At 69.9% G+C, this 25,608-nt stretch carries 37 protein-coding genes and 1 pseudogene; 6 read left to right on the top strand and 32 right to left on the bottom strand.

Annotated features, from left to right (window positions below; genetic code table 11):
• The 20 genes from GB932_RS04800 to GB932_RS04705 form a co-directional block, all read right to left on the bottom strand.
• Window positions 1–1,590 carry a terminase large subunit domain-containing protein gene (locus GB932_RS04800; RefSeq protein WP_156759549.1) on the bottom strand — a complete coding sequence of 530 codons (1,590 nt, stop codon included), beginning with the start codon at window positions 1,588–1,590 and terminating at the stop codon, window positions 1–3.
• Entirely contained in the window at window positions 1,565–2,029 is a 465-nt protein-coding gene (locus GB932_RS04795) for a hypothetical protein (RefSeq protein ID WP_156759548.1), read from the bottom strand. Before GB932_RS04795 ends, GB932_RS04800 begins: the two co-directional genes overlap by 26 nt.
• A gap of 2 nt (window positions 2,030–2,031) precedes the next feature.
• Window positions 2,032–2,286 carry a hypothetical protein gene (locus GB932_RS04790; protein ID WP_156759547.1) on the bottom strand — a complete coding sequence of 85 codons (255 nt, stop codon included), beginning with the start codon at window positions 2,284–2,286 and terminating at the stop codon, window positions 2,032–2,034.
• Window positions 2,287–2,704: 418 nt separating this feature from the next.
• Window positions 2,705–3,862: a hypothetical protein gene (locus tag GB932_RS04785; RefSeq protein ID WP_156759546.1), complete on the bottom strand. Its 1,158-nt coding sequence runs from the start codon at window positions 3,860–3,862 to the stop codon at window positions 2,705–2,707.
• Window positions 3,863–3,896: 34 nt separating this feature from the next.
• The gene (locus GB932_RS04780) at window positions 3,897–4,676 is read right to left on the bottom strand and encodes a hypothetical protein (protein ID WP_197517304.1); all 780 of its coding nucleotides are present in this window, start codon (window positions 4,674–4,676) and stop codon (window positions 3,897–3,899) included.
• A 354-nt stretch (window positions 4,677–5,030) separates the two neighbouring features.
• Window positions 5,031–5,192 (bottom strand): hypothetical protein, encoded by a 162-nt coding sequence (locus tag GB932_RS04775; protein WP_156759545.1) that lies wholly within the window; start codon window positions 5,190–5,192, stop codon window positions 5,031–5,033.
• On the bottom strand, window positions 5,189–5,533 hold the full coding sequence (locus tag GB932_RS04770) for a hypothetical protein (RefSeq protein ID WP_156759544.1): 345 nt from the start codon (window positions 5,531–5,533) through the stop codon (window positions 5,189–5,191). The genes GB932_RS04775 and GB932_RS04770 overlap by 4 nt, the downstream gene beginning before the upstream one ends.
• A gap of 581 nt (window positions 5,534–6,114) precedes the next feature.
• On the bottom strand, window positions 6,115–6,348 hold the full coding sequence (locus tag GB932_RS04765) for a hypothetical protein (protein ID WP_156759543.1): 234 nt from the start codon (window positions 6,346–6,348) through the stop codon (window positions 6,115–6,117).
• The gene (locus GB932_RS04760; RefSeq protein ID WP_156759542.1) at window positions 6,345–6,560 is read right to left on the bottom strand and encodes a hypothetical protein; all 216 of its coding nucleotides are present in this window, start codon (window positions 6,558–6,560) and stop codon (window positions 6,345–6,347) included. The genes GB932_RS04765 and GB932_RS04760 overlap by 4 nt, the downstream gene beginning before the upstream one ends.
• Window positions 6,553–6,912, bottom strand: coding sequence for a hypothetical protein (locus GB932_RS04755; protein WP_156759541.1), 360 nt, complete (start codon window positions 6,910–6,912; stop codon window positions 6,553–6,555). The genes GB932_RS04760 and GB932_RS04755 overlap by 8 nt, the downstream gene beginning before the upstream one ends.
• On the bottom strand, window positions 6,905–7,096 hold the full coding sequence (locus GB932_RS04750; RefSeq protein ID WP_156759540.1) for a hypothetical protein: 192 nt from the start codon (window positions 7,094–7,096) through the stop codon (window positions 6,905–6,907). Before GB932_RS04750 ends, GB932_RS04755 begins: the two co-directional genes overlap by 8 nt.
• On the bottom strand, window positions 7,089–7,346 hold the full coding sequence (locus GB932_RS04745; RefSeq protein WP_156759539.1) for a hypothetical protein: 258 nt from the start codon (window positions 7,344–7,346) through the stop codon (window positions 7,089–7,091). Before GB932_RS04745 ends, GB932_RS04750 begins: the two co-directional genes overlap by 8 nt.
• 304 nt (window positions 7,347–7,650) lie before the next feature.
• Entirely contained in the window at window positions 7,651–7,890 is a 240-nt protein-coding gene (locus GB932_RS04740) for a hypothetical protein (protein ID WP_156759538.1), read from the bottom strand.
• Window positions 7,891–8,049: 159 nt separating this feature from the next.
• Window positions 8,050–8,763, bottom strand: a complete 714-nt coding sequence (locus tag GB932_RS04735) for a hypothetical protein (RefSeq protein ID WP_156759537.1) — start codon at window positions 8,761–8,763, stop codon at window positions 8,050–8,052.
• Window positions 8,760–9,794 carry an Lsr2 family protein gene (locus GB932_RS04730; protein ID WP_156759536.1) on the bottom strand — a complete coding sequence of 345 codons (1,035 nt, stop codon included), beginning with the start codon at window positions 9,792–9,794 and terminating at the stop codon, window positions 8,760–8,762. The genes GB932_RS04735 and GB932_RS04730 overlap by 4 nt, the downstream gene beginning before the upstream one ends.
• Window positions 9,791–10,030: a hypothetical protein gene (locus GB932_RS04725; RefSeq protein ID WP_156759535.1), complete on the bottom strand. Its 240-nt coding sequence runs from the start codon at window positions 10,028–10,030 to the stop codon at window positions 9,791–9,793. The genes GB932_RS04730 and GB932_RS04725 overlap by 4 nt, the downstream gene beginning before the upstream one ends.
• 145 nt (window positions 10,031–10,175) lie before the next feature.
• On the bottom strand, window positions 10,176–10,439 hold the full coding sequence (locus tag GB932_RS04720; protein ID WP_156759534.1) for a hypothetical protein: 264 nt from the start codon (window positions 10,437–10,439) through the stop codon (window positions 10,176–10,178).
• The gene (locus tag GB932_RS04715; RefSeq protein WP_156759533.1) at window positions 10,436–11,938 is read right to left on the bottom strand and encodes a ParB/RepB/Spo0J family partition protein; all 1,503 of its coding nucleotides are present in this window, start codon (window positions 11,936–11,938) and stop codon (window positions 10,436–10,438) included. The genes GB932_RS04720 and GB932_RS04715 overlap by 4 nt, the downstream gene beginning before the upstream one ends.
• A gap of 72 nt (window positions 11,939–12,010) precedes the next feature.
• Window positions 12,011–12,340, bottom strand: a complete 330-nt coding sequence (locus tag GB932_RS04710) for a DUF3263 domain-containing protein (protein ID WP_156759532.1) — start codon at window positions 12,338–12,340, stop codon at window positions 12,011–12,013.
• Window positions 12,337–12,759 carry a hypothetical protein gene (locus GB932_RS04705; RefSeq protein ID WP_156759531.1) on the bottom strand — a complete coding sequence of 141 codons (423 nt, stop codon included), beginning with the start codon at window positions 12,757–12,759 and terminating at the stop codon, window positions 12,337–12,339. Before GB932_RS04705 ends, GB932_RS04710 begins: the two co-directional genes overlap by 4 nt.
• Before the next feature lie 110 nt (window positions 12,760–12,869).
• Between GB932_RS04705 and GB932_RS04700 the strand changes: the two genes are divergently transcribed.
• Entirely contained in the window at window positions 12,870–13,118 is a 249-nt protein-coding gene (locus GB932_RS04700; RefSeq protein WP_156759530.1) for a hypothetical protein, read from the top strand.
• A 140-nt stretch (window positions 13,119–13,258) separates the two neighbouring features.
• Here the strand turns inward: GB932_RS04700 and GB932_RS04695 are convergent, their stop codons facing one another.
• Genes GB932_RS04695 through GB932_RS04675 form a run of 6 tightly spaced genes read right to left on the bottom strand, consistent with a single transcriptional unit; the run spans window position 13,259 to window position 15,582 of the window.
• Entirely contained in the window at window positions 13,259–13,984 is a 726-nt protein-coding gene (locus GB932_RS04695; protein WP_156759529.1) for a hypothetical protein, read from the bottom strand.
• A 19-nt stretch (window positions 13,985–14,003) separates the two neighbouring features.
• Window positions 14,004–14,663 carry a hypothetical protein gene (locus GB932_RS04690; RefSeq protein WP_156759528.1) on the bottom strand — a complete coding sequence of 220 codons (660 nt, stop codon included), beginning with the start codon at window positions 14,661–14,663 and terminating at the stop codon, window positions 14,004–14,006.
• Between the two features lie 46 nt (window positions 14,664–14,709).
• Window positions 14,710–14,979, bottom strand: coding sequence for a hypothetical protein (locus tag GB932_RS04685; RefSeq protein WP_156759527.1), 270 nt, complete (start codon window positions 14,977–14,979; stop codon window positions 14,710–14,712).
• Entirely contained in the window at window positions 14,976–15,230 is a 255-nt protein-coding gene (locus tag GB932_RS04680) for a hypothetical protein (protein WP_156759526.1), read from the bottom strand. Before GB932_RS04680 ends, GB932_RS04685 begins: the two co-directional genes overlap by 4 nt.
• Entirely contained in the window at window positions 15,227–15,355 is a 129-nt protein-coding gene (locus GB932_RS19565; RefSeq protein WP_306769930.1) for a hypothetical protein, read from the bottom strand. The genes GB932_RS04680 and GB932_RS19565 overlap by 4 nt, the downstream gene beginning before the upstream one ends.
• Window positions 15,352–15,582 (bottom strand): helix-turn-helix domain-containing protein, encoded by a 231-nt coding sequence (locus tag GB932_RS04675; protein WP_156759525.1) that lies wholly within the window; start codon window positions 15,580–15,582, stop codon window positions 15,352–15,354. The genes GB932_RS19565 and GB932_RS04675 overlap by 4 nt, the downstream gene beginning before the upstream one ends.
• A 95-nt stretch (window positions 15,583–15,677) precedes the next feature.
• On the opposite strand from GB932_RS04675, the gene GB932_RS04670 reads away from it, so the two are divergent.
• Complete coding sequence (locus tag GB932_RS04670) at window positions 15,678–15,923, top strand: helix-turn-helix domain-containing protein (protein WP_156759524.1); 246 nt, start codon at window positions 15,678–15,680, stop codon at window positions 15,921–15,923.
• Between the two features lie 239 nt (window positions 15,924–16,162).
• Window positions 16,163–16,960: pseudogene (locus tag GB932_RS20645) on the top strand (recombinase family protein); the annotation flags it as partial.
• A gap of 119 nt (window positions 16,961–17,079) precedes the next feature.
• On the opposite strand, the gene GB932_RS19370 reads toward GB932_RS20645, so the two are convergent.
• The 6 genes from GB932_RS19370 to rplS form a co-directional block, all read right to left on the bottom strand.
• Window positions 17,080–18,705, bottom strand: a complete 1,626-nt coding sequence (locus tag GB932_RS19370) for a YifB family Mg chelatase-like AAA ATPase (protein WP_156759523.1) — start codon at window positions 18,703–18,705, stop codon at window positions 17,080–17,082.
• Window positions 18,702–19,064, bottom strand: a complete 363-nt coding sequence (locus tag GB932_RS04655) for a YraN family protein (protein ID WP_156759522.1) — start codon at window positions 19,062–19,064, stop codon at window positions 18,702–18,704. Before GB932_RS04655 ends, GB932_RS19370 begins: the two co-directional genes overlap by 4 nt.
• A 134-nt stretch (window positions 19,065–19,198) precedes the next feature.
• Window positions 19,199–19,525 carry a DUF2469 family protein gene (locus tag GB932_RS04650; protein ID WP_156759521.1) on the bottom strand — a complete coding sequence of 109 codons (327 nt, stop codon included), beginning with the start codon at window positions 19,523–19,525 and terminating at the stop codon, window positions 19,199–19,201.
• A 33-nt stretch (window positions 19,526–19,558) separates the two neighbouring features.
• Complete coding sequence (gene rnhB / locus GB932_RS04645; RefSeq protein WP_156759520.1) at window positions 19,559–20,227, bottom strand: ribonuclease HII; 669 nt, start codon at window positions 20,225–20,227, stop codon at window positions 19,559–19,561.
• A complete protein-coding gene (gene lepB, locus GB932_RS04640) occupies window positions 20,224–20,958 on the bottom strand; it encodes a signal peptidase I (RefSeq protein ID WP_156759519.1) in 735 nt (244 codons plus the stop codon). Before lepB ends, rnhB begins: the two co-directional genes overlap by 4 nt.
• A gap of 75 nt (window positions 20,959–21,033) precedes the next feature.
• Window positions 21,034–21,384 (bottom strand): 50S ribosomal protein L19, encoded by a 351-nt coding sequence (gene rplS, locus GB932_RS04635; RefSeq protein ID WP_156759518.1) that lies wholly within the window; start codon window positions 21,382–21,384, stop codon window positions 21,034–21,036.
• Between the two features lie 251 nt (window positions 21,385–21,635).
• Here rplS and map point away from each other — a divergent pair, with 251 nt between their 5' ends.
• From map to nirD, 3 genes are all read left to right on the top strand, one after another.
• Window positions 21,636–22,418, top strand: a complete 783-nt coding sequence (gene map, locus GB932_RS04630; RefSeq protein WP_156759517.1) for a type I methionyl aminopeptidase — start codon at window positions 21,636–21,638, stop codon at window positions 22,416–22,418.
• 224 nt (window positions 22,419–22,642) lie between these two features.
• Window positions 22,643–25,222 (top strand): nitrite reductase large subunit NirB, encoded by a 2,580-nt coding sequence (gene nirB, locus GB932_RS04625; RefSeq protein WP_197517302.1) that lies wholly within the window; start codon window positions 22,643–22,645, stop codon window positions 25,220–25,222.
• The gene (nirD, locus tag GB932_RS04620) at window positions 25,219–25,608 is read left to right on the top strand and encodes a nitrite reductase small subunit NirD (protein WP_156759516.1); all 390 of its coding nucleotides are present in this window, start codon (window positions 25,219–25,221) and stop codon (window positions 25,606–25,608) included. The genes nirB and nirD overlap by 4 nt, the downstream gene beginning before the upstream one ends.

The raw sequence follows: 25,608 nt of genomic DNA, 5'->3' as shown, positions 1-25,608 counted from the left end.
TCAGAAGCCGGAGTTGCGCGGGTCGAATCCGCCCGAGCGGCGTGGACGGAAGTGGCGCGGCTGATCGGTGTCGCTGTTGCGCTGCGGTCGAGCTCGGCGCGACACGGCTGCGCGCTCGGTCTTCTTCGCGATGTCGAGTCCGTGCGCGGCCCATGTCGCGGCGATCACGGCGCCCGAGGTCTCGGGCGTGGAGCGCTGCCAGGTGGTGGAGCCCTGCACGGTGCGGGTCTCAGCGGCAGAGAACGCAGCGGTGAGGACGAGGCCGCCGCGGTGGTAGATCGTGGGCGGGTCGGCCTCGAATCCGTCGTAGAGCTTCCCCCAGGCGGCGGTGACGTCCGATGCCTTGAGGAGCGTCATGGGGATGCCGGCGTCGCGGAGTGGACCGATGAGCGTGTTGGCGGGGCCGGCGGGGTCGAGGATCACGCCGAGGTTGTCGTGCTCGCTCGTGACACGCTTGAGGGTCTCGACAGCCCAGCCGACGCCGCGCTCGTCGGCGATGCACTCGATGTGCTTCGCGCCGTCCGGGCGCCACCCGGCGACGGTGATCGCCGTGCTTGAGCGGTCCATGCGCACCTCGACGGCAAACATCACCGGGCCGACCATCTCGGAATGCTCGTCGACGGCCGCGTCGACGCGACGCTGCGGGATCGCCCAGTCCTCGCCCTCCTCGCGTGGATAGTCGCCCACGCCGAGGCGCTCGGCCGCGAACCTCTTCGGGTCGAGGTCGGCGCCCATCGCGGCGAACTCTTGCTGGATGAACTCCGGGTCGATGCGCTTCCCGTAGGCCGGGTTCACGCGAGCCCAGACGCGCGGGTCGGCGGGGTCGTCGACGTCGAGATCCGCTGCGAAGCGCGCCATGAGGAGGCGCCGCTCCTGCGGATGGCCGCCCTCGGCGCGCAACGCGAGCTCGTTCCGTTGACGACGCACAAGGCGTCCCAGGATGGTCGAGGATCGCTTGCCGGCGGATCCGCCGTACCAGATCTGTGGGTCGCCTTCGACTGACTTCGCTGCCATCGCAGGGATCAGCGCGGACACGTGATCGTCGCGTGCGCCCTGGACCTCGTCGATGATCACGCAGTCACCGGTGAGGCCGCGGCCGCCGTCGGGCGTGCGGGTCCGGAACTGGATCATCGCTCCCGAGTGGAGGATGATCGCTTCCTTGCCATTCGCCGACGGCGTGCCCTTGACCTCGCGTTTCAGGTCGGGGGCATGCTCGATGAGCTTGACCATGCGGCGGTACGCCTGGATGGCGGTCTGGCCCTTGTGCGCCGAGTAGATGATCAGCTCTTCGCCGAACACGAACAGGCCGGCCAGCGCGCGCAACTCGAAGATGACGCTCTTGCCGTTCTGCCGTGACAGCTCGATGCCGGCCTCGTACGCGGCCCACTTGGATCCACCGTCGACGGTACGGCGGCGGCCGAGCCCATGCGTGAGGAAGTCGACCTGCCACGGGTCCAGCTCGATGCCGACAATCTCGGCGATCTCGAGCGCTGCGTCGATGTCCGAGTAGGCGACGTCAGTCGGCGTCAGCAGGTGCGTGGGAGTCTGCGCGCCGACGAGCGGCTCATCCCGGGTCGCCTCCTGCAGCACGTCGCTTCTCCTCGCGCTTGCGGCGCAGATCGTCCATCCGGCCATCCGCGTCGTCGTCTGGTTGCTGGTCGGGGTTGGTCGGGACGCTGGCAGCAGGTTGCTCGGGCGGACGCGACCACAGCGCCGCGGGAGTCTTCGCCCACCGGTTCGGGAAGCGGCGCTCGAGGAACCAGCGGTGCGCGTCGGATCCGTCCTTGACCTGCTTGAGTGCGTCGAGCTCCGACAGCGCCATCGCGCGGTCGAGGTCGCGCACGTACTGAGCGACGAGCGCACCCTCCTGCGTGTCGAGCGCGGTCGACCCGACGTGAGCAGATCGGCCCTGCTCGATCCAGGCGGCATGCTCCTCGGCGGTGATGCCCGCGGCGAGCGCAGCGCGGTGTGGTTCCATGCCGAGCAGCACGGCCTCGAGGATCGTCTCGGCGGCGTCTCGGTCGAACATGGCTACCAGTTCCGGGATGGCTTGTATCGCTCGAGGCGCGACTTGAGCTTCGCGCCGGCGCTGCGGTTGCAGCTGGCGTGCTCGATGCGGTCGCCGATGGCGTGCGCGTCGAGGGCGAGGTCGACGGAGTGGCCGAGGTCGAGCTCGTCAGACTCGAGCATCACCTCGCCGCAGCGCGGGCACGGGGTGCCGTACGCGGTCGGGAGCAGTTCGGCGCGGCGCTTCTGGTGCTCGACGCCATAGGCTTCGTCGGCCATGTCTTCCCTCCCGGTCGGGCAGGCGCAGGAGGCGCTGTGAGCGGTCGAGCCGTGGAACCGATGACCGGTTCCGGCGAGCGCCTGTTGTCGCGTTCTCGGGGGCTCCGGGGGCTTGCCAGCGGGTATTCCTGGTCACCCCGGGGAGAAAAACGGTGGATGGGCGGGGTCTGGAAGGCGCACGAGGGCCCGGATTTTAATCGGCGAGGGGTGGGGAGAACCGCCAATGCGTGCACGCGTACGCGCGGGTGTCATCTCACCGGGTGTCGCCGACCGGATGCGATGGTGCGCACCCGGTCGGCCCTCAACGTGACCCACACGGCGCGGGAACGCAAAAGGCCCGAACCGCGTGGGTTCGAGCCTCAGCGCAATCATCGCGCAAGCGAAGCGTATCACGTCGATGCGCAGGTGGTGCAAGAGGTCATCCGCTGCGGCTTCCGCCGGCGGAGCGTGCCGCGGCCTTGCGGTCGCGGACGGCGATCACCTCGGACTCGCGCACCCGACCGGCGAGCACGGCGATGTCGCCGGCGCGCTTCCACGTCTGCAGGGCGCGGAGTGACCGGCCGACGAGGGCCGCTGCTTCGGCGAGGGTGAGCCACCGCTCGGGTGCCCGCCGCGTCGTGACGTCGGTCGACGGCGCCGTGTCGGTGACGGGCTTGCTGGCGTCGACGTCGGCGGCCCAGTAGCGGCCGGCGTCGGTGGCGATCAGGCCGCGGCGTGCTCGGCGTCGGATGGTGCCGGTGGTGCACTCTGCTCGGCGTGCGGCTTCAGCGAGGGTGAGCCAACGCGGATCGTGGGCCCGGACGTCCTCGGGCGGCTCCTCGGCGAAGTAGCCGGCCCACAGGCCGCCGTCGTCATCGGAGGTCGCGACCCAGTCGCACGAGTCCGACAGGCACGCGTACCGCTCCGGCCCTCCTCGGCGGCGAGGGGGCGAGATTCGCACGCTGCGGAGGTTGCACTCGGGGCACAGCGCGTCGGCCGTGCGTCCGCGCTCCTCGAGCGGCCAGCGTGCGACGACGTCGGCGACGGTCCAGTACGGATCCCCGCCGTTGCGGTCGATCGTGATCGCGGCGAGGGCGAGGATCGAGTCCCGGTCGTTGGCGATCGCGTCGAACTGCTCGAGGATCACCTCTGCCGATGCGTGGGCTGCAGCGTGAGCCGTCGCCGCGTCAGCGCCGGCGCCGAGGCCCGGGACGCGCGGCGGGAGGACGTCGCCGCCGAGGATGTACTCCCACGAGCGCAGGGCCCGCACGACGTCGTCCGAGGCGGTGATCAGGTCGGCGGCGACGGGGGCCGGCAGGTCGGGGCGCGAGGACTGGACGACGACGCCATCGAACGCCCGGGCCTTCGTCGGATCCGCGATGCTGCGCAGGTGCCCGACCGCGTCGCCCGCATCCTCGAGGAGGCGGCGGATCGTGCGCCGGCACGGCTCGCAGATCAGGGCACCGTCGGCAGCTGGACGGGGCGCACACCCCCGGCAGACCGTGGGATCGTCGTGGCCAGCGCGAGCGTTCGGGCAGGCGGCCCAGTGCGCATCCTTCGTCGTGCAGCCACGGATGCAGGATCGATCATCGGTCACGTGAGACTCCTCGTCGTCAGCACCGGCTCAGGCGTCAGAACGCGGCGTCCGGATCCCAGCCGTCGTCGTTCGCCCACTCGCCGGCGGGCTCGTCGAACGTGACGTGGCGGGCGGCCTGCTCGTGGTACGCCGCGAGCTTCTGCCCGTAGATCTGCTCCTGTAGCCAGACATCCCGCTTGTGGCGAGCATCCCGACAGGGACCACAGGGACCGCGCTTCCCCTCGGGGTGATCCGGGCAACCGATCGGCGGAGCATCCAGCAGCATGGGACGTTCCGGACGGTCGGGCATCGCTTCGCGGTCGCTCTCGACCGCGGCCCACGCCTCGGCTCGCGCCGCCTGCTCGGCCCTCACCTCCGCTCGCGCCCGCTCTCGCGCGCTCTCGCGTACGCGTACGCCCGCCCGCTCGCCCTCGCGCGCGCCCGCTCGCCCCAAGGCCATGGGATCCCGTGTTATATCGCGGGATCCCATGTGAGGGGTCTCCGGGCCGCTGCTCGGCGGGGGCGGCGACATCACCGTCGTCCCCCTCCGGTCCGCTCTCAGCGGCCTCGTCAGGGCGATCCACTCGCGGCCGTCGGCCTGGTAGATCGTCAGGAATCCGGCCTCGTCCAGCTGCAGCAGGTGGTTCACCACCATCTCCGTCGCCGCCTCGCCCGGATACAGCCTCCCGGCCAGCACCTCCGGGATGAGCTCCGTCCTCCCCGCCGCGTCCGTGTGCACCCACAGGCCGAGGGCCGTCGGCCTCGCGATGTGCGGCACTCGCAGGTACTCCGGCGACTGCAAATCGTCCGGGCTGATCACTCGCTGCTTCGACATTCCATTCCGTTCCTCGTGCGAAGCCCTCGATGCACCGCTCGAGGGCGAACTGCAGGTCGTACTCCGCGACGTCGAAGCACTCCGTGTATCCCTTCCCGTGCGTGAGGAAGGGGACTGCTTGAAACGCCCACCGGAACGCCTTCGGGAACCAGCGGGTCAGCACCCGCAGCGCCTCGCGCTCCCAGGTCTTGTCGGTGCCGCGCGCCTCGACGATGATGTGGGCGCCGCGCTCGACCATCCGTTCGATCCGACGGCGCAGCGCGCAGCGTCCGACCTTGAGGACGCCACGGCCGGGCCCGAGCGCGTCGGGCCAGTACACGACGTACGTCGTCGCGAACTCCGGCAGCCCAGCCATCAGGCGCCCCTCCCCTTGTAGATCTCGCGCCGCGTCTCCTCGCGCCGCCGACGGCCACGGATCGTGTTGCACAAGCCCACGGCGAGCGCGATCGTGATGGCGGCGACGATCGCGACGACGAGGAACGCGAGCGCCCAGAGCATGAGGTCGAGCGGGTTCATGTGAGGTGGTCCTCTCGGATCGGCTGGTCGGGGTGCATCGTGTCGATGCGCTGCCTGGCGGCGTCGGCGGCGCGGTTGATCTCGTAGTGCTGCCATTCGAGTGATGTGGCGAGCGCGCCTGTGATGGTGTCGGGGTATCGGCGTCGGATGGCGTCGCGGGGGTGCATGTAGATGGCGCCGTCTGCGTAGATGACGTCACCGGGCGTGACGTGGGGGCTCCTGATGATGGGCCATCCGCCGAGGTGCGCGCGGAGCGCGACGCCGAGGTTTCGGAAGGCTTCGGTCGCTTCGTCGAATGCGGCGCGGACGTCTTGGCCGGTGCGGTAGGCGGTCGTGTTCATCGTTCTGCCCTCCGGGCTTCGTCGAGAATTGTGGTGGAGGCGTGGAGACCGTGCGGGCCTCGGACCTGTGGCGTGTAGTCGGCCGTGAGGCGCTCGACCGTTGCCCGTCCCCCTCGTCGGCCACCGATGACATACGTCGGCTCGCCTCGGACGACGGCGGCGAAGACCTCGAGCTGCCAGGGCGCGAGGTCGAGGCCCACGTCGGTGGCGAATGCTCTGGCGACTGCGATGGAACGGCGGTGACGGCGGATCGCGCGTCCGGCTCGACGCCTCTCCACTCTCACGACGCGCCCTCCGGGTAGTAGACGACGTAGAACATCGCGAGCTCGGGGATCACGATCCGCTCGCCCTTCCGGGGCCCGCGGCGAGCGCGTGTGGGCATGGTGAGGGTCATCGCTGGCCGCCTGCCTCGTGATCGGCCGCAATCAGGTGCGCGCTGCACGGCGGTTCGACCGGGGAAGGCCACACGTACCGCCCCACCCACTGCGACCAGTGGCGCGCGCACAGAGGGATGTCCTCGCCCCGTCGCACCGTCCGGTCGCCAGTTTCATCGGCAGCGCAGAGGCGGCATTCTTCGTCGCTCATCGTGTACCCCTGTTCTCTTGTGCTGTCTCGACGTCGTCCGCGATGTCGTCCGCGATCGATCGGAGTAGTGCGACGAGTGACCGAGGGTCGCCTCTCGTCTTGGCCGAGTAGTTTCCGGCACTATCGATGAGCACCCCGGCGTGCTCGTCCAGGAGATACGCGCCTCCACGCAGCACGTACGTGGGACTGGTCATCTCGCGCTTCACGGGCTCTGTCATCGGCTCGCTCATCGGTCTCCCCTCCGAACCTCGTGGTTGATCTCGAACGTGTGCAGCCCCGCGTGCATCGGCTCGCGGAAGCAGCCCTCGGTCTGGTCGGGGTTCACGGCGGTGCAGAGCCCGTGACTGTCGAGACAGCCCAGTCCGTCGCACACGTCGCATGCGTCGCAGACGTGGAGGTGCGCGTAGATGGTCGGGATCACGGCGACCGGTGCGTCAGGCATCGCTCGCCTCCCGACTCGCCAGGACGTAGTCGAAGAGGACGTAGTCGCCTTCGAACGTCCAGGTGGCGTCGCCGTCGGGCAAGTCCTCGTCGCGCAGGTAGGGCTCGTCGCCGGCGTAGGAGTCGACGAGGTCGCTGCCGTCGATCCAGGGCTTGATCCAGCAGTCGGCGTGTGGGACGTAGTCGCAGCCACACGGCCACGTCTCGTGATCGCATGCCGGGTACTGGTGGCAGCTGGCGGTCTCGTCGCCGGGGCAGACGAACCGACCCTTCTCGATGCGGTGCTGCACGGTCGGGAACGCTGACAGGTCGGGCGGGACGTCCGCGCTCCACACGTCAGGCGCGTCAGCCACGGGACTCACCAACCTCGTGAACTGCAAGCTCAGTGGCCAGCTTCTTCCTCGCGGCGCGAGCCTCACGCAGCTCGCGTTGTGTCTGTTGCCCCTGCGCACCCTCGACGTAGAGGTCGAGGGCGTCGATGCATACTTGCGCCTGGAACGGCGTCAGCCGTGTCGCGACGATCTGCCGCTCAGCCATGTGACCCACCAATCTCGTGATCGGCCGGGGCTTCGTGCTCGCGCATGTAGGCGACAACGGCCGCGGCTGTGCGCAGAGCGTCCAGGCGGTCATCGTCCGACGCCTGCTCGGCCCACACGTCCCAGTCCAGCCAGGGCGTGCCGGTCACGTCCCGCGTGAGCAGGATGACCGCCACTTCCTTCACCGTCGTGTCGACTTCGAGGGCGGCCTGCTCATCGATCAGCTCTTGCTCCCAGTCGCGTGCTTCCATCACTCAGCCCTCCCAACCTCGTGAACGGCTCGCGCTCGACGCATACGACGGCGCTGATCGACGGTGCGACACAGTCGGTCGTGCGCACGTCGCACGGGCATCGTCAGCGGCAGGATGGCTCCTTGCATGAGGGACTCGCGGCCGGTCTCGTGAAGGCGGTTCTCGTCGCGCGCGATCTTGCGCTCTGCCCGGTCGCGCGAGTAGCTACGCCGGGCGAAACGACTGCGCTGTCCGTCGATCTCGGCCATCCATCGCGGGACTCCGAACAGGTTCGGGGTCACCTGATAGCTCGTGATGGGGTACATCAGCCCTCCCTCCCAACCTCGTGTTCCGCGTGTTCGACGAGCACAGCACGACCTTTCGCCGTCACTCCGCCCCGGTAACGCTTGTGCTTCGCCCACGGGTCAACCACCTCAAACCAGACGAGTCTGCGCCGCGCGAGCGCGTGAAGCGTGCGCCCGTCGACGCCGTTGAACTCGCTCTGGCCATCGTCGGCGAAAACCTGCAACGCGACGATGTTCTCGCGCACATAGCGATCAAGCATCCGAGTCACCAACCTCGTGATCTGCCCAGTCGCCGTACATCGGGTACCCCTGGCATCGGTGCGGTCCGTCATGATTGCGGGGCTTCCAGCAGCGCTGCCACCCGAGCGTTCCCGGCCTGACCACGCCGCACTCGATCACCGCTTCGTCCGAGAGATCTCTCACGACTTTTCCGAGCATGTTCGCGACGCACCCCCAATCTCGTGATCTGTGGTCTCGACGGGCTTCCGCGGGCCGAAGCAGTCGCACTCGGTGCCGTGCGTGCGGGTCTCGAGGTCGCAGCGCCGCATCCACTCCGTCGCATCGGCCAACGCGCGCTCGGCTTCCCCCGCGCGCGTCTCGGCCGCGTCACGCTCAGCCCGCATCTGGTCCGCGTGCCGCTCGTTCTCCTCGGCAGCCTCCTGCCAGGTCACCCGCCACCGCTCGGCGGCTTCCAGCGCGCGTGCCAGGCGACGGATCATGACGATGTCCCGGTCCATCTCCCTCGCCATCGACTTCCCGAGGCGCGGCATGGCGGCTCGCTCGTGGGCCTGGCGGATCAGATCCACACTCGCCCCACCGGTCGCGTCGCGACCGGTGCCGAAACTGCCCGGGGTCGGCCCGCCTGTGAGGAGGAGCGAGCGCACGTGCTCGAGGATCTCGACGACCTCGACGCTCGACCATGCGGTGTCGGGGTCGAGAATGGCGACCTCGACGAGATCCTGGTCGACGTCGGTGAGCGCCCCCGCGGTCCGCTCGAGCGCGTCAGCACCCGCCCGCACGTTCTCCACGAACGCCCGCAGCCACAGGTCATCCGCCGGCGGCGGGGCCTTGTCGATCGCGGATCTCAGGGCATGTGCCTTGCCTCGCATCTCGGCGTGCGTCATCTCGCTCATCGGATCGTTCCCTTCGTCTTGCGGCCGAACCAGCCGCGGCGAGCGCGCTTCGCGTCGGCGAGGGCGGCGCGGAGGACGATGTTCTCGTTGTGGAGGGTTTCGACGCGGTCGAGGGCGCGGGCTCGGTCTTCGCTGGCGGTGTTGAAGTCGATCGCGATCTCGTCGCGGTCGGTGCGGATGCGGATGAGTTCGGCCTGCAGCTGTTCGATGCGGTCTTGCGCGGTCGCCCATTTGGTGAGGACGAGGGCGAGGCTGCGGGCGGTCTTGACGTGTGCGCCGCGTTCGAGGGCGAGGGCGTCCTGTGCGGCGGTGAGGTCGGCACTGGTGGCGACGTCGGCCCACTCAGGACGGTCCGTCTTGGCGGGCTCGAGGGTGACGTCGTCGACGCCGGCCTCGATGGCGTCCGTGTCGATGCCTCCGGGCGCGAGGGGCGCCTCCGGCTCGGGGTCGGTGGGGATGCCGCGCTTGCCGGTCAGCTCGTCCAGATCGGGATCGGGGGCGGGCACGTTCCGCGGCGCGTCTGCTGCGGTCGTGTGGGCTTCGATGTAGTGCTCGCGGATCCCCCGCCGCACCGGGCCCGTCGGGTTGACGTCGTAGCCGCGGTCGCGCGCCCATGCGCGGATCTCGGCGTTCGAGGCCTCCCGCGGATCCCGCACCGGCTCGGCCTGCTCGGGCGGCTCGGCGGCGTTGGTGTCGGTGTCGATCTCGGGCACGTCGGGTGCGGGCGTCGGGGCGGGCGGCTTCGGGCGTGCCTTCGGCTTCGGCTTCGTGGCCGGCTTCGAGACGGGTGCCGGTGGGGTCTGGGTGGCGTGGTCGTCGTGGAAGTCGAACTGCGCGGCGATCTCCGCGGGCGAGAGGCCGCGACCGCGGAGCTGCCGGTACCGGTAGTTCCCGGCGTCGAACGTCTTCGCCTCCGCGCAGGTGAGGCCGTGGTCAGTGCGCGCCGGGCATCCGCCGGCCGAGCGGCAGCCGGCGTCGTAGCCCTCCGGGGTGCCATGGGTGATGGAGTCGTCGAAGATCGCGTTGCTCATGATGCTGTTCCCTTCTTCGGGAGTCGGTCGAGGGTCGTGGCCCACCAGGAGGAGTGCAGCGTGTTCGCCGCCTCGAGCTCCACCGCCCCGGTGGCCTTGTTGAGGGTCCGGATGATCCAGCGGGTACGGGACACGGGATCCGTCCACGTGTCGCCGACCCGCCAGACGGCGGACCGCGGGCGGGGCGCCGTCCGCGTGTGCTCCGGGGCCGTCGAGGTGAGCGTCATCGTCGTCATCAGCGGTTCCCATCCGCTCGCGAGGCGGCGTGGCAGTCGTCGCACGTCACGTCGCGCCACCTCGTCGTCGACTCCGCACGGCTGGCCTTCCGCCCGCAGTACGCGCGCCCCTCGGTGCGGGAGCGGCCATGGATCGTCGACGAGCTCACGCGTCCGTCTCCGACGTGATCGTGACCTCGGCCGGCTGCAGCTCGTCACCGGGCTGGAACTCGATCTCGACGTACGGCGTCGCCTCGTCGAAGAAGTTCCCCGGGACGGTGATCTTCGCCTTCACGATGACCGTGCCCGGCTCGACGAGAGCGTCCTTCGACTTCGCCATCTTCGCGATCGTGAGATCTGTGAGGTACGCGCCGGGACGCAGGTGCAGGTAGACCGTCTGCGACCGGGGCGGCTTGCTGTAGGTGCTCATGCTGCGGCCCCCTCGTCGAATGCCGCCTCGACGCGAGCGTCCGCAGCGGTCACGATCGCCTTCTCGACATCGGCGAGCGGGTAGCCCCAGCCGGCGAGCGTCCGCAGGTAGCGCGACGCCCGCGCATCCTGCCCGAACGCATCGCCCTTCTCGTTCCCGACGACCGCCTCCGTGCGAGCGATCGCCACGGCGAGCGCGACGCGTGTGCCGCTGTCGAGGGTGAGCAGGGCCGTCGCGAATCGTGCCTGCTCCGAGACGAGCTCTCCTGACTCGGCGTCGGTGCTCCACGCGAGGTCGGTGGGTCCCGCGTCGCCGAGGAGGTTGCGGGCGAGCTCTTGTGAGGCGTACTCGTTGGAGTGCAGGTGACCGAGCGCGCCGAAGAACGCGCCGGCGATGAACGTCAGGTGCGTGTCCTTGTACTTCTGGCCGCGGGCGAGGAGGGTGTCGGCGATCCAGTCGCGGCGGACGATGGTCGCGGCGATCATCGCCTTCTTCGCCTCGCGCTTGGCGCGCTTCCGCTCCCGCTCGGCTTCCTTCTCCTCGTCGGTGACCGCGACCGGCGTCGAGCCCGAGTTGTACCGCTGGGCGAGGCCCTGCTTCTTCCAGCTGCCCACGTACCAGTCGATCCGGTAGCCGCGGTCGGCGTCGGCACGGTGCCCCTGCCGGATCCAGCCGAAGACCTCCTCGAGGCCGTCGAGGTCGGACTCCTCGAGCTGCTTCCGGTCCGGGTCGTCCGCGCGGCACAGGTGCATGTACATCTCGGCGCGGGGTGCGAGGTCTTCCTTCTCGTACCAGGCCGTGAGCGGTGTGCGGCCGGCGGCGGTGATCTCGCCCTTGAGGCGGTCGATGACCTCCTGGTCGGCGCGGTCCTCACGGATCCGCGCGGCGAGGTGCACGAGCTGGTCGGGATCCTTCTCGGCCTGCTCGGTGAGCTGCGTGACCGCGTCGTCGTCGCCGTCGAAGCCCGCGATGATCGCCGCCTGATCGAGCGTGAGCGTGTACGCGGCCGCGGCCCGCGTCGCAGGCTCCGACGACGCCACGGCCAGCGCGGTGGTGACCTTCTGGCGGGGGCTGTTGGTCTTGCGGGCTATCTGATCCTCGGTGACACCGAAGAGGGCGAGCTGCTGATACGCCTCGCTGGTCTCGCTCGTGGAGAGCGGGGCGCGCTGTTCGTTCTCGCGCAGCTGGGTGAGGATCCGCAGCTCCTCCGCCCGATCCCCCTCAGCCGCGGCCTTGGGCTTGACGACGACGGGGACGAGAGCCCAACCGATCTCGAGCGCGGCCGACACGCGACGCTGGCCCATGGTGATGTGGACCTGGCCGTCGTCGTCGCGCCACCCGACAGGGTGCTGCTCGAAGCCGTACTGGCGGATCGATGAGACGAAGCTCTTGTCGAGGCGGATGTCCTTGCGGACGTTGGGGTCGATGACGAGGTCGGTGGCGGGGATCTTCACGAGCTCGCCGATGTCGGCGGCCTCGGGATCATAGGTGATGGCCATGAGGTGGGTCCTTCCAGGAGTGAGGTCGAGGGGTCGAAGAGGATGAGAGGGCGGGCGCCTGCGGGCGGCGGGTCAGCAGGGCGGCTCGTCGACGAGGAGCATCCGCGGCCGGCGGCCGCGGGCCTGCGCGTTCCGCCGGCGGCGCTCATCGATGAGCTGGTGCGTGAGGATCGGATCGTGCTCGAGCGCCGGCGTCGTGTCGATCACGCGATTCAGGAGCATCACGTAGTGCGCCTCGGACGTGCCGAGCTCGGCGCGGATCCGCTCGATGCGGGCGCCGAGCGGCAGCCGCTGCTCCCGGCACGAGCGCTCGAAATCCAGCAGCCGTGCAGCAGTCAGCGCGGTCGACTCCCCCACCGCGGCGCGTGCCGGCACGTCGACGGCGCTCTCGTCGGCGGTCATCGGAGGTTCTCCCGCGCCTCGCGGGCCGCGTACTCGACCGCCTGGCCGTGGCGGTAGCAGTCGAAGACATCGCTGGTCCGCGGGATTCGTTCGCGCAAGACGCCGGGGGCGGGGATCGGCTCCGCGACCCAATCCCACTGGACGGCCCGACCTGCGGCCCACACGTGCACGCGGCGACGCACCCGCCACCGGCCTGTCGACAGGCCCGTGTCGTCATGCAGGCGCGTCATGATGCGTGCCCGATACCGGTAGCCGAGGACGACCACGAAGCCGTCGTCGCAGTGCACGATCGGTTCGCCCGCAGCGGAGATCCCCGTCACCACGCCGAGCTCGCCATACCGCTCCACGGGCACCGAGTGGTCGACCTCATAGACACGCACGTGATCGCCGACGCGGAGCGGGCGGACGACGGGGCTCATGCTGCAGCCTCGTCGTCATCGGCGGGCGAGACAGGCGGGTCCGCTACGGTCATCGCAGGGTCACTCGACGCGCCGGCGTCGGGACCTCCTACCGAAACGGAGACCTCGAAATGGACCTTGGAACCTGGCTGTACACCCGACAGATTCAGTACGGCAAGGACGTGAAGGGGCGCGAGTTCATCGACACGATCGGGCAGCTGAACACTCTCGTCCTCGATCAGCAGCTCGTCATCCGCGCCCTCATCGCGCGCGTGGAGCACCTGGAACGACGCGCTGGTATGGATCCCGTCGACTACGTGATCGACGACGAGAGCGGCTGGCTTCTCGACGCGATCCCGAACAGCACCGAGGACATCTGACTCTTCGTACGAGTAGTGCATGTGCTCGAGGCGCGCATCGCGGCACGGCGCGCACGGCGAGGTCGACCCGCCCGGATGCTGATCGCAGAAGCGAGCCGGCGGCTGCGGCTGCGGCTGTCCGATGGTGTCGGTCGCGACGCTCATGCTGCGGCCGCCTCGACCTGGCGCGCCTCAGCAGGGCGCGGGTCGACGTCGATGTCGTCCCACGCCAGCGGCGGCACCCACCCCTCGCGGCGCGCCATCGACTTCGCGATCGACACGTCACGACGCTGGATCCGCGTCTCCGCCGGCGGGAGACTCATCGACATCTCCTCGTAGACGTCGCGGATCGCGCGCGCGGTCCCCGCCCAGCAGTGCCCGGCGCGCGTCAGGTCCGACACACCAGGTCCCGACAGGCCCGCGCGCTTCGCGACGGCCGAGAGCGTCCAACCGAGCGCGACCAGCGCCTGCACACGACGCCGCGCGCCGCGAGCATCGATCGTCGACCGATCCGCGTAGTCGTCCAGGCTCGGCAGGTACTCGAGCACCCGGCGGGCCGTCGCGGCCGCGATCGTCTTCTGCGGGCCCGGCCCATACATCACCGTCGTCAGGCTCGTGCCGGTACCGCGCTCGATCGTGCGCAGCTGCACGCCCGCCGCGATCAGATGCCGCACCCGCTCACGCACCGGCTCCACCGGCACCCGCCGCTCGTACCGGCCGAACGCGATCGCCGTACGCCGCGCGAGCTCCCGAGCACGACACGCCTCACGGCACTCGTCGCAGCCGCACCGATGGCCGAGGTAACAGGTCGAGGTCGCGCCGTGCGCGTGATCCGGCGGGCAGATCCCGCGCGGCTCACCCGCACGAGAGGTCTTCGTGATCGTCATGATGAGGTCTCCAATGGGGTCAGTCGAAGAGGGGGACGCGAGTGTCCGCCGGCACGGGCGGATCCGCGGGAGTGAGGTCGGCACGCAGCTGCTCGAGCCCGGCCGGGAGGATGTAGATCTGGTCGTACGCGCCGTGCCGACCCTTGCCCGGTGCCGGGTGACGGATCCGCCGCACCGTCGCCCACCCGCGATCGCGAGCGAGCCCGGTCAGCGACCACTGGTCGCCGGCGCGCTCCGCCCAGCCGAGGCGCTGCATGTGCGCGAACAGGCCCGTCCTGCCCACACGCAGCCCCTCAGCGGTGAGACGCTGGGCCGCGTGACGGACGGTGATCCCGCGCGTGAACGACTCCGGCGGGCGGGCTGCGGCGACGGTCCTCGGGTCGAGGAGATCGGGCAGGGACTCGTCGAGCCACGCCACGAACTCCGCCGCAGTGTCGCTGTCGGCGTGGCGGCGCACCTTCGCGATCGCCTGCTCGAGGCGGTAGAACGGCGTCCCGTCGAGTTCGTCGGGCCACTCGTCACCGATGACGGTCTCACCCTCACCCCACGCAGGGATCCCGGCGAGCCGCTCGACATCATCGGCACGCAGGTAGACGTACGCGCCATCGACGACGATGTGCAGGTCACCGTGGAACGGCCAGCGCGCCACCAGAGGCACCGGCTGCAGCAGATGGGTCATGATCAGGTCTCCTCGACAGGCAGGAGGACAAGTGGAGGGGCGCCGGCTATCGCCGGCGGTCGAGGCGATCGGCATCGAAGCCGGCCTCGGCGTGATCGACGCGACACGGGCACGCGCCCGCGTGCTCGTCGACGTCGGAAGCGGGATCAGGCTCGTCGGCGAGCCCGAGCCACACGCGCAGCGCCCGCGACGTCCACGCCGCGCCACCGAGCGCGATCAGACCGAGCAGCGCGACGCCGTTGACGATGCCCGTCACGCCGACGACACCGAAGCACACCCCCGCGAACACGAGCAGCGCATAGCGAAGGGCGATCATGCTGCTGCCGCCTCTCGCTCGGCGCTCGTGACGAGCCCGTCGCGGATCAGTGCGGCACGGAGGCACCACGATCGGACGACGGCGAGCGGCCGGCCCTCCATGACCTCGTCCGCGGCGATGCGGAGCATCAGGCCCTCGCGCTCGTGCAGGCTGTCAGGCCCGTACTGGCGGCCGCCCGCGGTAGAGATGTCGCGCTCGGCGCTCTTGATCGCGATCCGCGTGTCGATGTCGTCGGGAATGAGGTCGCTCATGCCGCCACCGCCTTCGGCGCGGGCGCTTCCGCGGCGAGCGCCTCGGGGTGCGCGTCGAACCACTCGCGGACATAGACCGCGTGCGCTGCGGCGAGAGCCTCGTCGAATGTGGGCGCGGTGTTCACGGCGAGACCTTGTCGTCGACGATGAACTGCGAGGTCGGCACGTCGAGGGCCGCGGCGAGCGCGTAGACCTCGCGGAGCGTGTAGCCTCCGCCGTTGCGGAATCGACGGTCGAGGGTCGCGTAGGGGATGCCGCTGTCCTCGGAGAGCTTCTTCTTCGAGAGCCCGGACCTCGTGAACGCGGCTGAGATCCGCTGGGATGCCTCGTTAGCTGCTCGGTTGATATCCATACGGATACCCAAGCACGCCGTACGGTATCCGTCAAGGCGCAACACGCCGCCGAACGGGGTTGTCAGGTATCCAGGGTGGTGATTATGCTATCCACATGGTCACTGATGGCAAGGATGAGTCGCTCGCGATGGCTGCGCAGATTCGCGCAGAGCGGGCCGCAGCTGAGATGACGATCGATCAGCTGGCTGCCGCGTCGGGCATGCACAAGCAGACGCTCATGAGGTATCTCAAGGGGACGCGCGACATCCCACTGGCTGCGTTCTATGCGATCGCCGACGGGCTAGGCGTTGCCCCCGGCGATCTGCTTGCTCGGGCGCAGGCTCGGCACAGCAAGAACTGACCAGGGCACCCCGAGTTGATCCGCGCGGACGATGAGATCACGCACGCTCGCCCCACCCCTCCGGTGCAGCTCGTTCCGTGCCTCTACGATCATCGCGTCGCGCATCAGATACCCCTCTCCGATTGTCGAATCTATGTTCGATACGAACGCTACCCGGGCACACCGGGCAGGCGATATTACGATCCAGTCACGGTCCTCGTGAACCGTCGACGGCCTCCGACTCGCAAGGTGGAAGTCATATGAACATCCCCGCCCCGATCCCACTCCGCAGCGCCCGCCCCGGGAACCGCGCCGTGCTCTACCTCCGCCAGTCAAAGGAGCGCGAAGACAGCGAGTCGATCGAGACACAGGAGTACCTCGGCCGCGAGTACTGCCGCGAGCGCGGGTATGACGTCGTGGACGTGAAGGTCGATGTCGTGAGCGGCAGGAAGTGGGACACGCGGCCTGGTGTGGTCGAGACGCTGCAGCTCGTCGAGGAAGCACGCGCGGACGTGATCGTGCTGTGGAAGTGGTCACGCCTGTCGAGGAACCGGCTGCACTGGGCTCTCGCCGACGACCGAGTGAAGCTCGCGGGCGGGCGGATCGAATCGGTGACGGAGCCAATCGACACGAGCACGGCATCCGGGCGATTCGCGCGAGGCGTCATGACCGAGTACGCCGCGTTCCAGTCCGAGTCGATCGGTGAAGTGTGGGCCGAGACGCTCAAGCGCCGACAGCGCGCTGGGCTCCTCCCATCTGGCGGGGACCGGTACGGGTACGAGCGCGACGGTGACACGTACACGCCGCACCCGGTCGAGGCACCGGCGTTGAGGGAGGCCTACCTGCGCTACGTATCCGGTGTCGGCACTGCGGCCCTGTCGCGGTGGCTGAACGATGAGGGACACCGATCGAAGCGCGGCCACGAGTGGTCTCAGAAGTCGATCCGGGCGACGATGATCACCGGGTTCGCTGCAGGCCTCATTCGCGTGAAGGGCAAGTACTATCCGGGCGCGCACGACGCGATCATCTCCCCCGACCTGTGGGACGCATTCCTCGCGCGGATCGCGTCGAACGTCACGCCCACCCGGGGGCGGCGGAGAATGGCCAGCGGCCTCCTCCGATGCCTCTGCGGCGAGCGCATGTATCTCACGTCGGTGAGTCGCGACGGGGTCGGCGACTACAAGTGTGGGACGGCGCATCGTGGGCGAGCGAAGTGCGCTCGACCGATGTCGGTGAAGCTCCACCTCGTCGAGCGATACTTGACGGACTGGGTGACCAAGCTGCCCGAGCGGACGGAGAGCCTGCGCGAGGCCGCGAGAGTCGAGGCGGAGAACCGCGTGCGGTCGATCGAGGACCGGGCTGCGCTCGAACGGATGATCACCAACGCGAAGTCGCGACTCGCGAGCCTCACCGTGCGACTCGTGGACGAGAGGATCAGCCAGGAGGCATACGACGCCACCGCAGCGCAGCTGAACAGCGAGCTCGCTGGGCTACGTGCTCGGCACGTGCGCGCGGCGCCAACACCGAAACGAGACCTGCTCGAGCTCGTGCCGGCGCTCGTCGATGGATTCCGGGACCTCACCCCAGAGGGACAGAACCACGTCCTGAAGCAACTCATCCAGCGCGTCGACATCGGGCCGTCGACCGGGCGAAGGAAGGATGCATGGCGAGATCGGTTCAGTGTGTTGCCCACCTGGGCGACTGACCACGAATAAGGGAACTGGCCGCACGGGCACGGGTTCATCGCGAGGACGAGCTGGAACCGGGCGGGGAAGCTGGCCGTGAACCCGGAGCGGTGGATGGAGATCGCGCCGTGCTCGAGGGGCTGACGCAGTGCGTCGAGCAGCGAGCGCGGTGCCTCGGCGACCTCGTCGATGAACAGCACCCCGCGCGATGCACGGGCGATCGCGCCGGGGCTCGCGCGCCGGGATCCGCCGCCGACGAGGGCGGCGAGCGTCGCCGAGTGGTGCGGCGCCTCGAATGGCGGCGTGCGCGAGAGCGACGTGATCGCCTCGCCCGTGAGCGAGCGCACGGACGCGACCTCGAGGGCCGCGGCGTCGTCGAGCGGTGGGAGGATCCCGGGGAGGCGCCGGGCGAGCATCGTCTTACCCGCTCCCGGAGGGCCAGACATGAGCAGGTGGTGGCCGCCCGCGGCCGCGACGAGCAGCGCCTCGACGGCCTCGGGCTGCCCGACCACCTCCGCCAGATCGGGCGGAGGCGCGCTCGTCGTCACCGCCCGCGCGGCGGCGGTCGGGGACGGGTCCGGGCCCTCGAGCACGGCGTCGTCGACCTCGGCCCCGTGCAGGCGCGCCGCCTGCGCGAGGCTGCGCACGGCCGTCACCTCGGCACCCGTCACGAGCTCCGCCTCCGCGAGGTTCTCCTCGGGCACGACCACGCGGGTCCTCCCCGCCTCGACTGCGGCGAGCACGGCCGGGAGCACGCCGGGGACGGCGCGGACCCGGCCGTCGAGGCCCAGCTCGCCGACGTGCACCGTCCTTGCGAGCGATTCGGGGTCGAGCCGCCCGTCCGTCGCGAGGGCCGCGAGCGCCACGGAGAGGTCGAAGCCCGATCCCTGCTTGGGCAGGCTCGCGGGCGAGAGGTTGACCGTCAGCCGCCGGTCGGGCAGCGCCAGCCCGCTGTTCTCGCACGCGTTCGTCACGCGCCGCACGGCCTCGCCGAGCGCCTTGTCGGGCATGCCGATGAGCCGGAAGTCGGGCTTGTGCTGCGTGATGTCGGCCTCGACCTCGATCAGCGCACCGTGGAGCCCCGTCAGGGCGACCGCCCACGTGCGCACGACGATCACCGCAGCCCCCGCAGGTGCTCGACCTCGGCCGTCTCGGGATCCGGCCCCGTGACGGCGATCGCGTCGACGCGCACGCGCCTGCCACGCCCGAGGTCGGGGTGCGCCCGCGCCCACATGAACGCGAGCCGCCAGAGGCGGTCGGTCTTCCGCGCGTCGAGCGCCTCGAGCGGATGGCCGTACCTCCGGCTCGTGCGGGTCTTGACCTCGACGATCACGAGCACGTCGCGGCGCACCGCCACGAGGTCGAGCTCGCCGTCGGAGCAGCGCCAGTTGCGATCGACGACGTCGTATCCGGCGTCGGCCAGGTGCCGTGCGGCGCGCTGCTCCCCCGCGCGCCCGAGGGTCGTGTTGTGAGGCATTCCCCCACGGTGCCCGGATCGGCCGACGGGCGGATCCGCACCTCCCGCGTGATTCCGCGGGCGCTGGGGACACTCGGGCGGATCAGCGGATTGTGAGCACGCTGACCCCCGCCCCGACTGGTCGGCCGGCGACGTTACGGCTTGCCGATGGAGAGGTCGTCCGGCAGCTCGAAGTCGCGCCGCGACAGCTCCTCGATGTTGACGTCCTTGAACGTCAGCACCCGCACGCTCGTCACGAAGCGGTCGGCGCGGTAGATGTCCCACACCCATACATCGCGCATCGTGAGCTCGAAGTAGAAGTCGTGCTCGGTGTCGTGCCGAACGATGTTGACGTCGTTGGCGAGGTAGAAGCGGCGCTCGGTCTCGATCACATACTGGAACTGACCGACGACGTCGCGGTACTCGCGGTACAGCGCCAGCTCGAGCTCGCGGTCGAATTCTTCGAAGGCGTCTTCATCCATGGTCGTCCCATCCTACGAGGCGGCGCCTGCGCGTCAGAACAGCGCCGGGCCGGGACCGATCGCCCACGAGCGGCGGTGATGCGGCGTGAGGCCGTGTGTGTCGATCGCGGCGCGGTGGACGGCGCTCGCGTATCCCTTGTTGCGATCCCACGCGTACTCCTCATGCCGCGGGTGGAGGTCGACCATGAGCGCATCGCGGGCGACCTTGGCGGCGATCGACGCCGCCGAGATCGAGGCGCGGTCGCGGTCGCCCTTGACGACCGTCCGCACATCGATCCTGCCGAGGCTCGCGCGCGCGGCGCTCGAGAGATAGTCGTGGCTGCCGTCGAGCAGGATGACTCCGCCCGCGGGGTCGAAGCCCTTCGCGCGCATGCCCGCGAGGGCGCGCGTCGCGGCGAGGCCGAGGGCCCCGATGATCCCGACCTCGTCGACCTCGCCGGGCGTCGCCCAGCCGAGGGTCGTGCACAGCACCCACTCCGCCGCGCGCTCGGCCACGTCGGGGCGCCGCTTCTCGGTCACGAGCTTCGAATCGCGCAGGCCCTCCGGGATCGGGCGTGCCGCCACCGCCGCGTCGATGACCGATGCGCCGACCGTGACGGGGCCCGCGAGCGCGCCGCGTCCGACCTCGTCGAGCCCGAAGACGACAGGCGACGATTCGAGCAGCCCGCGCTCGAGATCGAGCGTGGGCGAGACGGGGGTCATTCCGCCGGGTCCGGCACACCCACGAACGCGTCGTTCTCGCGCTCGAGGGGGCCGAAGTGCGACAGCGGCCAGGTGCGCAGCACGACGCGCCCGACGATCTTCTCGAGGGGCACGAACCCGCCGCCGGGCTGCTGGTTGTGATAGCGGGAGTCCTGCGAGCGATTGCGGTTGTCGCCCATGACCCAGATGGATCCCTCGGGAACCGTCACGTCGAAGTCGTCCGTCGAGGCGAGCGTCGAGCCGTCGGGCAGCCGCAGATAGTCGAGCTCGTCGACGCCTGCGCCGTTGACCTCGAGCTGGCCCAGCGCGTTGCAGCAGACGATGTGATCGCCCGGCATGCCGATGATGCGCTTGACGAGGTGGTCCTCCGAATCCGAGGCGGAGATCCCGACCGCCGTCAGCGCCCAGTCGATCGCTCCCGCGATGCCGCCCGGCCCGTCGACGGTCGCGCCGCCCAGCCACCCGCCCGGATCCTCGAAGACGACGACATCGCCGCGTGAGTACCCCGACCAGTCGACGGTCAGCTCGTCGACGAGGATCCGGTCGCCCGTCATGAGCGTGTCCTCCATCGAGGCCGACGGGATGTAGAACGACCGCACGACGAACGCTTTGATCAGCACCGACACGAGAACCGCGACGACGACGATCACGACGACGTCGCGCAGGAAGGAGAGGAGGCCTCGCCCCCGCGAGGATCCTTCCGACGCGGAGGACTCAGATTCGGTTGTCATCAGCTCCAGGTTCCCACAAGCGAAACGCCCCGCGACGCAGGCGTCGCGGGGCGTTCAGCAGATTCGAATCGACGATCAGGCGTTGTCGCGCTTCTCGCGGATCTTCGCCTTCTTGCCGGTCAGGCCGCGCAGGTAGTAGATCTTCGCGCGACGCACGTCACCGCGCGAGACGCGCTCGATCTTCTCGATGATCGGCGAGTGCACGGGGAAGACGCGCTCGACGCCGACCTGGAAGCTGACCTTGCGGACCGTGAAGGTCTCGCGCACGCCGTCGCCCTGGCGACCGAGCACGACGCCCTGGAAGACCTGGACGCGGGTGCGGTTGCCCTCGACGATGTTGACGTGCACCTTGACGGTGTCGCCGGGGCCGAACTCCGGGATGTCGCTGCGGAGCGACGCGGCGTCGACGGCATCGATGATGTTCATGATGGTTCGCTTCCTGCGGCCGCCACAGGTCGCCCGCGATGAGGAATGATGAGAGTACGGCGCTCGTGAGATCCCGCAGAAGCGGATCCTCGACTCCCCTGTGGCAGAGTCGAAACCAGGCGCACCCACAGGCGCGCCGATCACGGCACGAGCGTCCATTCTGCCACATCCCCCGCGGCCGCGAGAACGCCGTCACCCAGCCCCCGCGCGGATCCATGCGGGACAATGGCAGGACACGCGAAAGGACCTCCATGATCGAACTGCGTACACCGGCCGAGATCGACGAGATGCGGCCGGCGGGCCGGTTCGTCGCCGAGACGCTCGCGACCCTCCGGGACGAGACCCGGGTCGGCACCAACCTCCTCCAGCTCGACAAGCGGGCGCACGAGCTCATCCGCCGCGCGGGGGCCGAGAGCTGCTACCTCGACTACGCACCGTCGTTCGGTTCGGGCCCCTTCGGCTACGTCCTCTGCACGTCCGTGAACGACGCCGTGCTGCATGGCCGCCCATACGACTACGCGATCCAGGATGGCGACCTCGTCACCCTCGACTTCGCCGTCTCGCTGGGCGGATGGGTCGCCGACTCGGCGCTCTCGTTCGTCGTCGGGACGCCGCGCGACGAGGATCTCGCCCTCATCGAGACGAGCGAGCGCGCGCTCGCGGCCGGGATCGCCGCCGCGCAGCCGGGCCGGAAGGTCGGCGACATCTCCGCCGCGATCGCGGAGGTCGCGCACGGCGCGGGCCTGTCGATCAACACCGATTTCGGCGGCCACGGCGTCGGCCGCACGATGCACGGCGACCCGCACATCCCGAACGACGGGCGCGCGGGGCGCGGCTATCCGCTGAAGCCGGGCCTCGTCATCGCGATCGAGCCGTGGTTCCTGCAGACCACCGACAAACTCGTCACGGACGACGGCGACGGGTGGACGCTCCGCAGCGCGGACGGATCCCGTGGCGCGCACAGCGAGCACACGATCGCCATCACGGAGGACGGGCCGCTCATCCTCACGGACCGCGCCTTCCTCGCGAACTAGCGGATTCCCGGTCGCCGCAGGCGCCATCGACACAATCCCTCACAACGCCCCTCTGGCGCTGTGAGGCCACGCGCCGCAGGCGCCATCGACACAATCCCTCACAACGCCCCTCTGGCGTTGTGAGGGATTCGTCGCTCTGGGGAAACCCGACCGCGACGCGGGTCGAAACACCGTGTTCCTACCGTGGGGCTCACTGTAGTGAACCCCCCGTGCAGGAGCTGCGAATGAGCACATCCCTCCCGACCCCCGGTCGAATCGTCGTCGTGGGCGCCGGAATGGTCGCCCACCGATTCATCGAGAGCCTCCTCACCCGGAGCGACGCCGAATGGCGGATCACCCTGATCGGAGAGGAGCGGCGCCTCCCCTACGACCGGGTGGGCCTCACGTCCTTCTTCTCGGGCACGAGCGCCGACGAGCTGACGCTCGAGCGGCAGCACCTCGAGGATCCGCGCGTCGCGCTTGTGACGGGGGATCCCGTCGTGCACATCGACAGGAAGGCGAAGACGGTGCGCACCGCGGCGCGCGCCGAGTTCTCCTACGACACCCTCGTCCTCGCGACGGGCTCGTACGCCGCCCGGCCGGCCGTCGACGGCGCCGATCTGCCCGGCTGCTTCGTGTACCGGACGATCGACGACCTCGAGACCCTCACTGCATTCGTCGAGGCGCGCCGTGCCCAGCTCGGTCGTCCGCTCGTCGGCAAGGTCGTCGGCGGCGGCCTGCTCGGCCTCGAGGCGGCGGGCGCCCTCCAGGGCCTCGACGTGGACTGCACGGTCGTGCACTCGGGCACGCACCTGATGTCGGCGCAGATCGACCGCGCGGGCGGCGAGGTGCTGGGGCGCCTCATCTCGCAGCGCGGCATCGGCGTGCGCACCGAGTCGCGCACGACCCGGCTCGATCCCGACCGCTCCGGCCAGGTCGCGGGCCTCGAGTTCCGCGACGGATCGTGGGAGGAGGCGGACGTCGTCATCTTCACGGTCGGCGTGCGCCCGAACGATCGGCTCGCCCGCGAGGCGCGGCTCGTCTGCGAGCCGCGCGGCGGCGTCATCATCGACGACGCGTGCCGCACATCGGACGACGCGGTCTTCGCGATCGGCGAGGTCGCGAACTTCGACGGCCGCTGCGTCGGCCTCGTCGCGCCGGGATACACGATGGCCGAGGTCGCGGCCGACCGCCTGCTGGGCGGCGAGGCGACGTTCCCCGGCTACGACGAGTCGACGAAGCTCAAGCTCTCCGGTGTGGATGTCGCGAGCTTCGGAGACGCCATGGCGTCGGCCCCCGGCGCGCTCGACGTCGTCTACACGGATCCCGTCGGCGGTGTCTACAAGAAGCTCGTCATGAGCGACGACGCCACGACCCTGCTCGGTGGAATCCTCGTCGGCGACGCGTCGGCGTACGGCTCGCTGCGCCCGCTCGTCGGCAGCCCGCTCGGCGCGGATCCGGCGGCGTACCTGATGCCGGAAGGCGGCGTCGAGGCCCCGACGGGCGATCTGCCCGACGAGGCGATCGTCTGCTCGTGCTCGTCGGTGACGGCGGGGCGGATCCGCGGGGCGGTTCACGAGGACGGGTGCGCGGACGCCGGCGAGGTCAAGGCGTGCACGAAGGCGGGCGCGACGTGCGGATCCTGCTTCGTCATGGTCAAGAAGATCGTCGGCAAGGAGCTGTCGTCGCTCGGCAAGGCCGTGAGCAACGCGCTGTGCGAGCACTTCGACATGTCGCGCCGCCAGCTGTTCGATGCGGTCTCCGTCGCGGAGCTCACGACCTTCAGCGCCATCATCGAGCGCTTCGGGCGCGGCCGCGGCTGCGATGTCTGCAAGCCGACGATCGCGAGCATCCTGTCGACCCTCGTGGGCGAGCACGTGCTCGCGGGCGAGACGGCGACGCTGCAGGACACGAACGACCACGTCATGGCGAACATGCAGAAGGACGGCTCGTACTCGGTCGTCCCGCGCATGCCGGGCGGCGAGGTCACCCCCGAGGGGCTCATCGTCATCGGCGAGGTCGCGAAGGACTTCGGGCTCTACACGAAGCTCACGGGCGGTCAGCGCATCGACATGTTCGGCGCGCGCCTCGAGCAGCTGCCGCTCATCTGGAAGCGGCTCGTCGACGCGGGCTTCGAGTCGGGACAGGCGTACGGCAAGTCGCTGCGCACCGTGAAGTCGTGTGTCGGGTCGACCTGGTGTCGGTACGGCGTACTCGACTCGGTCGGCATGGCGGTGCGGCTCGAGCTGCGGTACCGCGGGCTCCGTTCGCCCCACAAGCTCAAGCTGGGCGTCTCGGGCTGCGCGCGCGAGTGCGCGGAGGCCCGCGGCAAGGACGTCGGCGTGATCGCGACCGAGAACGGCTGGAACATGTACGTCGGCGGCAACGGCGGCTTCACGCCGCGCCACGCCCAGCTGCTCGCGGAGGGCCTCGATGACGACGGCCTGATCCGGGCGATCGACCGCTTCTTCATGTACTACATCCGCACGGCCGATCGCCTGCAGCGCACGGCGCCGTGGGTGGAGGAGCTCGAGGGCGGCCTCGACGGCCTGCGCGAGGTCATCTTCGACGACTCGCTCGGCATCTGCGACGACCTCGACCGCGCGATGACGCGGCACGTCGGCACCTACGAGGACGAGTGGGCGGCGACCCTGAAGGATCCCGACAAGCTCACGCGATTCCACTCCTTCGTGAACGCGCCGGACACGCCGGATCCGTCGCTCGCATATGTGCTCGAGCGCGGTCAGGTGCGGCCCGCCTCGGACGAGGAGAAGGAATCCGGAGCCGTGATGATCGCGGGGACGACGCTGGAGGTGCGGCGATGACGACGATCGACGAGGAGGCCGAGACCGCTCGGACGACCTGGGTGCGGGTGTGCGCGCTCGACGATCTGATGGTCGAGCGGGGGCGCGCCGCGCTCCTCGGCGACACTCAGATCGCCCTGTTCCGGCTGGTCGACGGCACGGTGCGAGCTGTGTCGAACTATGACCCATACGGCCTGGCGAACGTGCTCTCGCGGGGTATCGTCGGGACCAAGGCGTTCGCCGACGGATCCGAGGCGCCCACGATCGCATCTCCGCTGCACAAGCAGGCATGGGATCTGCGCACAGGCGCCGTCGTCGAGACGCAGGGCAAGGATGAGCGCCACATCGCGGTCCACCCCGTCGCGGTGGACCACGGTCAGGTGCTCATCAAGTGGAAGGAGGCGTGA

The sequence above is a fragment of the Microbacterium karelineae genome (genome assembly GCF_009745985.1).
GTDB classification, from domain to species: Bacteria; Actinomycetota; Actinomycetes; order Actinomycetales; family Microbacteriaceae; genus Microbacterium; species Microbacterium karelineae.
This window is presented reverse-complemented; position numbering and strand designations above follow the sequence as displayed.